At 38.8% G+C, this 12140-nt stretch carries 14 protein-coding genes; 8 read left to right on the forward strand and 6 right to left on the reverse strand.

What is annotated here, in order from left to right:
• Positions 1-115: 115 nt before the first annotated feature.
• Both ACMGGO_RS02840 and ACMGGO_RS02845 read left to right on the forward strand, forming a co-directional pair.
• Entirely contained in the window at positions 116-1021 is a 906-nt protein-coding gene (locus tag ACMGGO_RS02840) for a S66 peptidase family protein (protein ID WP_054548667.1), read from the forward strand.
• Between the two features lie 14 nt (positions 1022-1035).
• Positions 1036-1437 (forward strand): cytidine deaminase, encoded by a 402-nt coding sequence (locus ACMGGO_RS02845; RefSeq protein ID WP_054548677.1) that lies wholly within the window; start codon positions 1036-1038, stop codon positions 1435-1437.
• Between the two features lie 43 nt (positions 1438-1480).
• On the opposite strand, the gene ACMGGO_RS02850 is transcribed toward ACMGGO_RS02845, so the two are convergent.
• The 3 genes from ACMGGO_RS02850 to ACMGGO_RS02860 all read right to left on the reverse strand — a co-directional run bounded on the left by ACMGGO_RS02850 (position 1481) and on the right by ACMGGO_RS02860 (position 4579).
• Positions 1481-3067 (reverse strand): catalase, encoded by a 1587-nt coding sequence (locus tag ACMGGO_RS02850; protein ID WP_328013127.1) that lies wholly within the window; start codon positions 3065-3067, stop codon positions 1481-1483.
• A 297-nt stretch (positions 3068-3364) separates the two neighbouring features.
• Entirely contained in the window at positions 3365-3874 is a 510-nt protein-coding gene (locus ACMGGO_RS02855) for a hypothetical protein (RefSeq protein WP_048391820.1), read from the reverse strand.
• 15 nt (positions 3875-3889) lie between these two features.
• Entirely contained in the window at positions 3890-4579 is a 690-nt protein-coding gene (locus ACMGGO_RS02860) for a B3/4 domain-containing protein (RefSeq protein WP_103118817.1), read from the reverse strand.
• Between the two features lie 59 nt (positions 4580-4638).
• On the opposite strand from ACMGGO_RS02860, the gene queG reads away from it, so the two are divergent.
• Positions 4639-5769 (forward strand): tRNA epoxyqueuosine(34) reductase QueG, encoded by a 1131-nt coding sequence (gene queG / locus ACMGGO_RS02865; RefSeq protein WP_225340470.1) that lies wholly within the window; start codon positions 4639-4641, stop codon positions 5767-5769.
• Between the two features lie 184 nt (positions 5770-5953).
• On the forward strand, positions 5954-6427 hold the full coding sequence (trmL, locus tag ACMGGO_RS02870) for a tRNA (uridine(34)/cytosine(34)/5-carboxymethylaminomethyluridine(34)-2'-O)-methyltransferase TrmL (protein WP_004230835.1): 474 nt from the start codon (positions 5954-5956) through the stop codon (positions 6425-6427).
• A gap of 37 nt (positions 6428-6464) precedes the next feature.
• Here the strand turns inward: trmL and ACMGGO_RS02875 are convergent, their stop codons facing one another.
• A complete protein-coding gene (locus ACMGGO_RS02875) occupies positions 6465-7310 on the reverse strand; it encodes a VOC family protein (RefSeq protein ID WP_054548665.1) in 846 nt (281 codons plus the stop codon).
• Between the two features lie 391 nt (positions 7311-7701).
• Here ACMGGO_RS02875 and ACMGGO_RS02880 point away from each other — a divergent pair, with 391 nt between their 5' ends.
• The gene (locus ACMGGO_RS02880; RefSeq protein WP_004230831.1) at positions 7702-7872 is read left to right on the forward strand and encodes a hypothetical protein; all 171 of its coding nucleotides are present in this window, start codon (positions 7702-7704) and stop codon (positions 7870-7872) included.
• A 79-nt stretch (positions 7873-7951) separates the two neighbouring features.
• Entirely contained in the window at positions 7952-8782 is an 831-nt protein-coding gene (locus tag ACMGGO_RS02885) for an aldo/keto reductase (RefSeq protein ID WP_318528157.1), read from the forward strand.
• 42 nt (positions 8783-8824) lie between these two features.
• Here the strand turns inward: ACMGGO_RS02885 and ACMGGO_RS02890 are convergent, their stop codons facing one another.
• Both ACMGGO_RS02890 and ACMGGO_RS02895 read right to left on the reverse strand, forming a co-directional pair.
• Positions 8825-9664 (reverse strand): RluA family pseudouridine synthase, encoded by an 840-nt coding sequence (locus tag ACMGGO_RS02890; protein WP_328013130.1) that lies wholly within the window; start codon positions 9662-9664, stop codon positions 8825-8827.
• Between the two features lie 54 nt (positions 9665-9718).
• Positions 9719-10144 (reverse strand): disulfide oxidoreductase, encoded by a 426-nt coding sequence (locus ACMGGO_RS02895; protein ID WP_103118813.1) that lies wholly within the window; start codon positions 10142-10144, stop codon positions 9719-9721.
• Between the two features lie 188 nt (positions 10145-10332).
• Here ACMGGO_RS02895 and ACMGGO_RS02900 point away from each other — a divergent pair, with 188 nt between their 5' ends.
• Together ACMGGO_RS02900 and ACMGGO_RS02905 are read left to right on the forward strand one after the other, a co-directional pair.
• Positions 10333-11448 (forward strand): GAF domain-containing sensor histidine kinase, encoded by a 1116-nt coding sequence (locus ACMGGO_RS02900; RefSeq protein WP_054548662.1) that lies wholly within the window; start codon positions 10333-10335, stop codon positions 11446-11448.
• 12 nt (positions 11449-11460) lie between these two features.
• Entirely contained in the window at positions 11461-12108 is a 648-nt protein-coding gene (locus tag ACMGGO_RS02905) for a response regulator (RefSeq protein WP_048391803.1), read from the forward strand.
• The last annotated feature ends 32 nt before the right edge of the window (positions 12109-12140 follow it).

Genomic DNA, 12140 nt, shown 5'->3' on the forward strand with positions numbered 1-12140 from the left:
TTAACCCCTTTATTAATTGAATAGTAAAGTTAATTATAGGCAGTCAGTATAGCAATAATCAATGCCTCTGAAGTTTTGCTATGCTAAAATAAGGACAACAAGAGGAGGAATAACTGTGAAAAGTACCGTACCATGTTTACAAAAGGGAGATTTAGTCGGTGTTGTTGCACTTTCAAGTCTTGTAGAGCCTGAAAAACTAGGAGAAGCAGTAGCTTTTTTGGACGAATTGGGTCTTCGCTATATTGTGGGTGATACGATTCATGCAAAACATGAATATTTGGCAGGAAGTGATGAAATCAGACTAGCTGATTTTCATGAGATGGTAAAAAACCCAGAAGTGAAAGCAATCTTTTGTGTAAAGGGAGGCTATGGCTCTGCCAGAATTGCTGATAAAATTGATTATGCTTTAATAGAAGAAAATCCTAAGATTTTCTGGGGCTTTTCTGATGTTACATATTTACATTGTGCGATTAATGAGTATGCCAATATGGTGACATTTCATGGGCCAATGCTGATGTCAGCTAATAAGATGGATGATTTATCAAAAAAAATGTTTTTACAGCTATTTTCCCCTATGGAAATTCAGTATACAGAGGCAATTTCTCCGCTAACAACGATTGCTGGGGGCATCACACGTGGTGAAATGATCGGAGGAAATCTTTATCGTCTTGTCAGCACACTAGGTACCAAATTTGAAGTAAGAACTGAAGGTAGGATTTTATTAATAGAGGATGTAAATGAAACAATTCCAGTTATTGACTCAATGCTTCAGCATTTAAAACAAGCAAGGAAATTTGAGCAATTAGCAGGAGTCGTCATTGGTTCATTTACACAGACAGGATCTGATGAAGAAGCACTTCATTCGTTAATGAAGGAGTATTTTACAGATTTAGGAATACCAGTCGTGGCAGGTTTTAAGTTCGGACATGAAACAACGAATATAGCCATTCCATTAGGAACAGAGGCAATTTTAGACGCACAGGAAAAGGTGTTGAAAATATTACCAGGTGTGCATGTATGATAGGGAGAGGAAATATGGATATTGAAAAAGTACTGTATGAAGCTGCGGTTGCACTAGCAGAAAAAAGATATCTCACTGGATGGGGAGGAGCTGCAGCCTTATATACCGCGGATGGGCAAATTTTAACAAGTGTCGCACCCGAGGTAATGAATGCTGCTACTGAATTATGTATGGAAACAGGTGCTATTTTAGAGGCACATAAATTGAATACAAAAGTAACGCATTCGATTTGTGTTGCTAGGGAAGATGAAACATCTAAATTTGTAGTGCTGACACCCTGTGGAGTCTGTCAGGAAAGACTTTTTTATTGGGGAGAAAATGTAAAGGCAGCGATTACGAATGCAGATGGAGAATTGGTATTTAAATCATTAAAGGAAATTCAACCTTATCATTGGTATAAGGCATATGAACAATAAAGTAAAAGACATTACAAAAAATGTAATGTCTTTTTTAGCTTCGTTAATAAGGCTCAGCATCGTGTCCTTTATTCATGGCATCTTGAGGTGCTTGATCACCATGGATATTGCCAAGTGGTTTTGATGCAGAGGAATCTTTTTTAGCGTTGTGCAAACCTTCCTTGAGTAAGCGACCATATTCTTCGTCGGCTTCTTGTGCCAAAGCAATCATGGCATTTTGAATATCCTCATGACAGACCGATAGATCACGTATTAAATTTTTAAGAAGTTCTTCGCGTTCCCACTGTTCAAAGTTACGATAGGTTTCACCAGCCTGTTTCGTATTACTTTGACGATCAATCGATTCACGAACAAGGTTCCCTTCAATGTATGGTGTATATTCTTTACCAGCTTGTGTTGCTTCCTTTAATCCATTCAGCATGGATGGCTCATAATTAATATGTGGATTTTGTCCAGGTGCCAAATCACGCTTATACATCATTTGCCCACCATGTTGATTGGTCGCTACACGTTTTTTTGGTGCATTAATTGGAAGCTGTAAGTAGTTGGCGCCTACACGATGGCGTTGTGTATCAGAATAAGAGAAAGTACGACCTTGCAACATTTTATCATCAGAGAAGTCTAAGCCATCAACAAGCACCCCTGTCCCGAAAGTAGCCTGTTCCACCTCCGCAAAATAGTCTTCAGGGTTTTTGTTTAACACCATTTTGCCAACTGGATACCATGGAAATTGATCGTTTGGCCAAAGCTTTGTATCATCCAATGGATCAAAATCAAGCTCAGGGTGTGAACCATCCTCCATAATTTGAACATGTAGCTCCCATTCGGGGAAGTCTCCACGTTCGATAGCATCATATAAATCTTGTGTAGCATGATTGAAATTTTTCTGTTGGATTTCCTCTGCTTCTTTTTGTGTTAAATTTTTAATACCTTGTAGCGGTTCCCAATGATATTTGACAAGGACTGCCTTGCCTTCACTATTCACCCACTTGTACGTATTAACCCCAGAGCCCTGCATCATACGATAATTTGCTGGAATCCCCCAAGGAGAGTAAACGAATGTTACCATATGGAAGGTTTCTGGTGAGCTAGCACAAAAATCAAAAAAACGTTCAACGTTTTGAATATTAGTAATGGGATCAGGCTTAAAAGCATGAATCATATCTGGAAATTTGAGCGCATCACGAATAAAGAAGATCTTTAAATTATTGCCTACTAAATCCCAATTGCCATCCTCTGTATAAAACTTTACTGCAAAACCGCGGGGATCACGCAATGTTTCTGGGGAGTGACCACCATGTATAACAGTTGAAAAACGCACAAAGACAGGTGTTTTTTTCCCTTTATCCTGAAAGACTTTTGCACGTGTATACTTAGAGATAGGTTCATTGCCAACAACACCATAGGTTTCAAAATACCCATGTGCCCCAGCTCCACGAGCATGCACAACCCGTTCTGGAACTCGCTCTCTGTCAAAATGACTCATTTTTTCTAGAAAATCATAATTTTCCAATGTTGCAGGACCTCGATTACCGACTGTTCGCAAATTTTGATTGTTGGTAATTGGATGTCCCTGTCTGTTGGTCAATGTCATATCTTGCTCATGTGTTGCATCATCTTGCTGTGTCATAGTATGACCCCTTTCCTATAGATACTTCCATTTTGTCCTTGAAAGGGGCAAACTAGTCATCCAAATTATCCCTTTGAACTACTTAAAAAAGCTCTCCATACATAAATGTAGGAGAGCCCTGGATGGCGTTTTCAAATGGAATCAAGTTGTTTTGAGTATGGCCATTGCTTATAGTTGGTCATTAGTCATCGGTCATACAGTAACAGGTAACTTGTTATTGGTTTTTAACTAATTAGCTGAAAAGCTAGATTTGAAAACAGCACATCCAACTCGGGTTGGAGTCTCACCGTCCCGAGTCTAGAAATAACGGGAATCGTCAAAGTTAATTTGAATACTGTAATTTTTTGAATTAATAAGATTAGATAGCTTATGTGCATCTTTTTCAAGCTTTGTAGCTCGTTCTCGATATTCATCTGGCTCATACAAAGCAATTTCATATAACATTGTATTTTCGCCATAGCCAAATCTTACACTCTCTTTTTCTCGCATACTGAAATCTTTACACATATCAGCCTCGGCACGAAGTTGTGTTGCTAGTTCGATGGCTTCTACTAGTGCTAGCTTTTGACCTTTAAAGTCTACTGTGTTTTGGATGTTTGCTTCGTAAACGAGGCGGTCTAATGTACGAGTATCTAGACGAACTTGGGCTAAGTCAGCTTCAATAAGGGGGAGTGCTCGATTACTTGTTTTAGGGGCTTGTCCCTTTTCAACTGTTACAAAGGCACTGCGATGTAGTTCGTTTACTAGCTCTTGAGTTTTCTTTCCTAAAATACTTTTTAGTTTAACAGCTTCTGCAAGATTAATCACGAAAACACGTCCTTTTTATAGTGTTTTAGATGGTACATCATTTGATATAATTGCGATTTGATAATGTCCGCCATGAATTTGATTAAACATTTTCCCAGCTGACGCTAGCAGTTCATTCGCTGCATCATTTGTTAAGGAAGGGCGGAAATAAAAAATATGTAACGCATCAGTTGTTTCCTCTGTGACAGCTGTGCGTTTAGAATCAACAAAAGGTGAGCCAAATGCTCCTACCTCATCACGACTATACAGAATATTTTCTAATGTGTTAAAGCGCCCATTCAAACCTTCATAACCAATCTCGTCATGACCAAGATCAATTGTTACAAACCCTTTGATTTGAGCAACATCATATAGCCCAATTGGCATTTCATATTGAAGTGAAAAGAAATTATTTAAATCAACACCTGAATGAATTGGCGTTAAATAATTTTGCTTACTAATTCGACGCATAAGGCTTTCTGCTGAGTGACGATAGCGATTTGGATCAGCACCAAGCTTTTTCCAAATTTGTCGCCATTCTGCGATCCCCTCACGCTGTGTTACAGGAAGTTCCTGCATTTCAAGAAAAAGATTTTCCTGATACAATTGCATACGCCCTTTAATCATTTGAGGGGATTCTGCTACAACAATTTTGGTATAATGAATAATGCCGATTTTTAGCTCGGGATGTTGTGTTAATAGAGTTGGGTTAATGGAAATTTCCAATGAACATCACCTACTTTATCTATTTCTAATATTGTACCATGTAAGGAGTTGGAAATAAAATGAACATACACGACCTGCAACGTGATTTTGTGGCATATGCGATGTCCATTGGTGTTGATAAAATAGGTTTTACAACAGCAGCTCCCTTTACAGAATTAAAAAACAGATTGCGTCGCCAGCAGGAGCTTGGCTATCAGTCTGGATTTGAAGAAAGTGATATTCAAAAACGTACAGAACCCCTTCAATTACTAGATGAAGCAGAGAGTATTGTAGCGATAGCTGTGGCTTACCCTTCACGTATGCAAAATGCACCAATTGGTAAAAGGGGTGCGCGACGTGGAATTTTTTGCCGTGCTTCATGGGGTGTCGATTATCATACAGCATTACGTGAGCGTTTAAAGCTATTATCTACTTGGCTTGAGGAACATGTCAAAGGTGTACGTATTGAATCAATGGTTGATACAGGAGCCCTTGTAGATCGGGCGGTAGCTGAACGTGCAGGCATTGGGTGGAGCGGAAAAAATTGCTCGATTATAACGCCTGAATTTGGTTCCTATGTGTATTTAGGAGAGCTCATTACAAATATTCCATTTGCGCCAGATAAGCCAATGGAGGATGAATGCGGAGATTGTCGACTGTGCTTGGATGTTTGTCCAACGGGAGCCTTAATTCAAGGTGGACAATTGGATGCACAGCGTTGTATTGCTTTTCTGACTCAAACGAAGGGTACATTACCAGATGAGTTTCGTAGTCATATCGGTAATCGACTCTATGGCTGTGATACATGCCAGACAGTATGTCCTAAAAATAAAGGGAAAATTAATTGGATTCATGAAGAATTTATACCAGATCCAGAGCTAGCCAAACCATTATTGACACCGCTTTTAAAGATTACTAATCGGGAATTTAAGGGGAGATTTGGTCATGTTTCAGGCTCATGGCGTGGAAAAAAGCCTATCCAGCGTAATGCCATCTTGGCACTTGCTCATTTTAAAGAGGAAGCCGCCATACCAGATTTGATTGCTCTACTTCATAAAGATGACCGTCCTGTCATTCGAGGCACAGCCGCATGGGCTTTGGGTAAGATTGGCGGGGATACTGCACAAACTGCCTTACATGAAGCAGAAGCTACAGAGCAGGACGAAGAAGTGCGAAGTGAAATTTATAAAGGGTTGCAGTTTTTTAAGTAGTATTGGATGTAGAAGCAATTGACTAACTACAGTTTAATGTAGGGATGAAATCAATTGCTTGGAGTTCCTATGATTGAGAGCGGATCCGCTCTAATTGTGAGAAGAGTCGCTCCAAAAGAGGAAGGCTTCGTTAACTTTTTAAAGAGTCATCTTAAAGAATTTTTTAATAAGGAAGTGTGTCGTTATGCCATTGCATATCGTTTTATATCAACCAGAAATACCAGCCAATACGGGGAATATTGCACGTACCTGTGCGGGTACTAATACATCGCTCCATTTAATTCGTCCGCTAGGTTTTTCAACGGATGATAAAATGCTGAAACGGGCGGGCTTAGATTATTGGCATAGTGTAAATATTGTCTATCATGATTCACTTGAGGATTTTATAGAGTACTCTAAAAATGGAGATGTTTATTTAATCGAAACATACAGTGATGAGCCGTTTACGAAAAATGATTTTAGTGATCAAGACCGAGATATTTATTTTATGTTCGGAAAAGAAACTACAGGTTTGCCGAAGGACTTTGCTTATGAACGCCGAGATATGTGTTTACGTATTCCACAAAGTGATCATGTGCGATCACTTAATTTGTCCAATACGGCTGCAATTGTTATTTATGAGGCATTACGTCAACAAGGATATCCAGGGTTACATTAAAAAGCAGTTCTCCGCTTGTGAGAACTGCTTTTTAATATTAAAACTTTAATAACACAACATTCCCCGCAGGATCCTCTGTTTGGAACCCTCCGACGATTTCCGTAACGGGTGCACCTATACCACGAAGATTATCTTTCATAGTTGCCGCTTGTTCTTCGTTATCTAAACGCAATGAGAACGTTTTTAAGCCAACTTGATTTTTTCCAAGCTTTGGTGCATTCTCTGAGTGCCAAGTATTTAAGCCGATATGATGATGGTAACGGCCTGTAGAAATAAATAATGCTTGGGACCCGTAGCGTGTGACAATATCATAACCTAATCCCTTTGTATAAAATTGCTCGGCTTCAGCCAAGTTAGAGACCGATAAATGAATATGGCCCATTACTGTGCCAGCAGGCAGACCAAGCCAGTTGCCATCGCCCTCTTCTAAAATAGAACGAATATTGAGTGGTTCTGTCACCATATGCACCTGATTGTTATGCCATGTCCATTCACTTTCAGGACGATCTGCATAAATCTCGATTCCATTATGATCAGGATCATTTAAATAGAGTGCTTCACTTACAGCATGATCAGAAGCCCCAAGGTACACACCTTTTTCGTGAAAATGAGAAATAACATTAGCTAAGTCACGTCGACTAGGTAATAATAGGGCGAAGTGATAAAGTCCTGTCGTCATGCTAAGCTTATCTTCTACGGTTTTAGGCTGAACAAGAGTTAATAGAGCTGTTTCTCCATCGGCAGTTAACATAGCTTTATGTGAATCTTGTTGTAACACTTTAAAGCCAATAATTTCTTGATAAAAGGTTAAAGAGCGGTGTAAATCACTCACTTTTATTTCAACATTCGTTACATAGGTGTTTGGTTTTTCATGAAAATGCATTTTGAATACCTCCAAATAGTTATCTTTTTTCATTAAGTTACTTTATGTAAGTTAGTTTATTTTAAAAATAAAGGAAAGTCAAGTATTTCTATTGTTCCACAAAAAAAGAAAATCACTAAGCTTTTCGAAAAGCTTAGTGATTTTCTTGAGATATTATTTGTCAGCTTTGTAGTCGCCTTCGTATCCAGCAGTGAAAATAGCTGTTAAGAAAGCAACTGTTACACCAATGATTAATAATAATTTCATGGAAGTAACCCTCCTCATGTTATAAAGAAATCTCTTTTTAGTATAGCCTATCTACTTTAAAAATGAAACGACATAGCAGAATAAAATATGTCAGAAATGGTTCAAACAGCTTGATATCGGGAAAACTAAAAGTGAGGTGATTAGTATGGAAAAAAAGGTGCCAAATATTGAAAACGGGACAATGGTGAGAGATATGAAAGAATTAAAAGATTTGGGCAAGCAGATGGAGCATTTACGTGATGGTCTAGAGCTTGCGGAGGATGAGCGAATCGCTGATCCAATTCAATTGGAAGATGTTGAACAGAAGAAAAAGTAGTATATAAACCAGCCGCTTTATTTTTCTTAAATCCAATTTTTTGTATAATGGAACGAGGATAAGAAAGGGGTTGTGCTTTTTGAATTTACAATCAACGAAAACATTATCAAATGGTGTAGAAATGCCTCGTTTTGGCTTAGGTGTTTACAAAATGACAGAACGTGAGGAAACATTACAGGCTATTGATAAAGCACTTCAATACGGTTATCGAGCTATTGATACAGCATCCTTATATGGGAATGAGGTAGAAGTAGGAGAAGCTATTCGTCATTCAGGCATTCGTCGTGAAGATATTTTTGTTACAACAAAAGTATGGAATAATGACCAAGGATATGATGCAACATTACGTGCTTTTGAGGTTTCGCTAAAGAATTTAAATATGGATTACCTAGATTTATATTTAACACATTGGGCTGTCCCTGAAACATTTGAAGAAACATATCGAGCTATTGAGCGCCTTTACGATGAAAAATTAATTCGCGCAACAGGTGTATCGAATCATCATGAGCATCATTTAGAAAAAATATTGGCTAAGGCAAATTCTGCACCGATGGTTAATCAAGTGGAGGTACATCCATATTTACAACAGCAGCCATTAAGGGCATTTTGTAGTGAACACCAAATTGCTGTTACTGCATGGTCTCCACTAGGACGTGGTGGTGTACTTGCTGATCCTACCATTATTGAGATTGGGAAAGAAATCGATAAAACCCCTGCTCAGGTAGTACTGCGTTGGCATTTACAAAATGATACACTCGTTATTCCCAAATCCGTAACACCGAGCCGAATTGAGGAAAACGCACAGATTTTTGATTTTGAATTAACCAAAGATCAAATGGAGAAAATGGCAACATTAAATCGTAACCAACGATTTGGACAAGATCCTGATCATTTTAAATTTGATTTTTAAAAAAAGAATAAATCCCGCACTCCTATAGAGGCGGGATTTTTCTTATTGCTCGTCCTTGACGATAATACGTTTATTTAAAAAAGGATGGTCAAATTCTAATTGAATGGCATGTAGTTCGTAGTCATCACTTACTGTTTCTCGTGCACCATACATTGTATCCCCAATAATTGGATGGCCAATATAGGCTAAATGCACACGGATCTGATGTGTTCGCCCAGTCTCAAGTATGAGATGAACGACACAGGAATTTTTGTAACGCGCCACCACTTCATAGTGTGTTACAGCATGCTGCCCAGTTTTGGACACAACACGTCTTGTGGCATGGTGTCTGTCTTTGCCAATTGGTTCAGCAATCGTTCCAGAAGACGTTCGTAAGTTACCTTGCACCTCTGCTGCATACGTACGAATAATGGTTTTTTCCTCAATCATTCGATCGAAAATGGACTTTGCTAAAGGGTGCTTTGCTACTAGTAATAAGCCCTGTGTCCCTTTATCAAGACGATGAACATGTTCAGCATAAATGCCACCCTGTTCTTTGATATGTGCCATGACATGGTTCATACATGTATGTGTATCACGAGCATCATTAGGATGTGTTGCCATACCTTTTGGCTTTGATACGATTAAACAATGGTCATCCTCATAGACTACATCAATAGCACATACAGGCGTTGGTTTGTAGCTAGAAGTTGGAACAGGAAACGTAAATTTGATTATTGTTCCAGTTTGTAAAAGTGTATTCCATTGAACCAGCTCATCATTTGCCAATGTGATGGCTTTGGCCATACGCAATTCATGAACGAGTTTTTTACCGAGTCGCCAATGATTACGTAGCAATTCTTCCACACTTAAGTTATCTTCAGCAATTTCATAATGAAACATAGATCTTCCTCCGTAGAAAAAACCGTATTCCAAAGGTAGAACACGGTCTTCCGATTATTTTGCAGCTTTAGAAGCTTTGATTAAATAAAAGCTTGCCCCTGCGATTAAAATAAATGCAGTTAATGCTAAAAACGGAATAGTAATAAAGCCTAACCAATTAATATATTGTCCTGTACAAGAAACTGCGCCACAGGAAGGAGCATTTTCAGCTAAATAGCTAAGCTTTTGAATTCCGTAATGGTAAAGTGAAATACAGCCGCCAACCACAGAAAATACAGCTGTTGTGACAGCAATACGTGCATTTTTTTGTATAAATGCTACTGTCGTCATTATAACAATTGGGTACATAAAAATACGTTGAATCCAACATAATTTACAAGGTTCATAATGACGAATCTCAGAAAAATATAACGAACCTAGTGTTGCTATAGCAGAAACAATCCAAATAAATAATAAGCCATTTTCTTCTTTTTTAGACATATTCAATCTTCCCTTCATAAAACCATGTCCTTGTTCGATTATAGTGGTTCTAGTTTTATATGTAAATCAACTTACACAAAATAAGGTATGTGATGAATTTCAGTCTAAAGTATGAACGGTGGAAGCAGACGCTTTCAATAGCTTAATGGTATCATTAACAATAGTAATGCTAAAGAAGAGGTGTTTTCGTGAGGGAGAATGAGCATTCCAATATCAGTATTTTAAAAGAGATTGCTGAACTATTAAATGAAGAAACTGAAATTGTCACAATGCTAAAAGGTGCGCTCATCAAATTTTTAAATGGCACCAATTTTGAAACAGGCTGGATTTTTTTTATTGATGCAAAGGGGCGTTCAGAACTAGTTGTCCATGAAAATCTACCAGAGGCATTGGAATATAACAATTGCCATTATTTAAAAAAGGGCGGTTGTTGGTGTGTATCGCGTTATCGTAATGAAGAGCTAAAAAAAGCCTCCAATATTATCGAGTGTCAGCGTATTGAAAGTGCCATAGCTGCAAATGTTGGGGATCATGAAGGAATCACGCATCATGCGACAGTACCTCTTCAATCTGGACAAGAACGTTTTGGCGTATTAAATGTTGCATCTAAGGATACAGTACGCTTTTCAGAGGAGGAGCTTGCTTTATTAGAATCAGTTGCCTTTCAGATGGGTTCAGCTATTAAGCGAATTTTACTGACAAAGCAGGAGCAGGAAATGGCGCTTGTGAAGGAACGTAATCGCCTAGCTCGTGATTTACACGATTCAGTTAATCAACTACTATTCTCGGTTACGTTAACAGCTAGGGCTGGCATTGAAATGACGGATGATTGCGAAGTGAAAGAAACATTTAAAGAGATTCAGCATTTAACACAAGATGCACTTACAGAGATGCGTGCGTTAATTTGGCAATTGCGACCTAAAGGATTGGAAAATGGTTTACTTGAGGCCATGAAAGTATACGCTGAAATGCTTGGCTTAAAACTACATGTTACGGTTTCAGGCGTATTGCAATTTCCCTCACGTATTGAAGAAACATTATTTCGCGTAGCCCAAGAGGCGTTAAATAATGTACGTCGCCATGCAGGTGTATTAGAGGCAGCATTGTATATTACTGTTACATCAACAGATATTTTGTTGGTTATTCGTGATGAGGGACGGGGCTTTGTCATTGACAACAATACAAAGTTGCTTTCAATGGGCTTACAATCTATCAAGGATCGTGCAAAATCAGTTGGTGGAACTGCCGACTGGGTAAGTGAAATTGGCAAAGGTACGGAGCTGCTAATCCGCTTGCCATATTAAGGGGGAGAGGACATGATACGTGTATTAATTGCAGACGATCATCACGTGGTGCGTAGAGGACTACTGTTTTTCTTAAAGACACAAAAGGATATTGAGGTTGTTGGAGAGGCCAAAAATGGGCACGAAGCTGTTGCATTAGCAGAAAGCATTCAACCAGATATTATCTTAATGGATTTAGTCATGCCTGAAATGGATGGCATCCAGGCGACTAAACGCATCAAAGCGAAGTTTCCACAAATAGAAATTTTAATGCTCACTAGCTTTTCTGATCGAGATCATGTGGTTCCAGCAATGGAGGCAGGAGCGGCAGGCTATCAGTTAAAAGATATTGAGCCAGATGAATTGGTCTTATCCATTCGTCGTATTATGCGTGGTGAAAACACTCTACATCCTGAAGCAACGACAACGCTTGAAATGGATCGCCAGGAGTCTCAGAATGCACCCCATTTATTAAATCCGCTGACACCTCGTGAGCAGGATGTGCTAGCAGAGCTTACAAAAGGAAAGAGTAATCGGGAAATTGCATCCTCACTATTTGTCACAGAAAAGACGGTGAAAACCCATATTTCGAATATTTTTACAAAGCTACAAGTACAAGACCGTACACAGGCAGCGCTGTATGCTGTTAAGCACGGGCTAACTGAAGGTAGTGGGATATAAATAAACGGCGAGCTTCTACTCACATAGAAGCA

The sequence above is a fragment of the Lysinibacillus sp. BNK-21 genome, from assembly GCF_048684915.1.
Taxonomy (GTDB): domain Bacteria; phylum Bacillota; class Bacilli; order Bacillales_A; family Planococcaceae; genus Lysinibacillus; species Lysinibacillus capsici.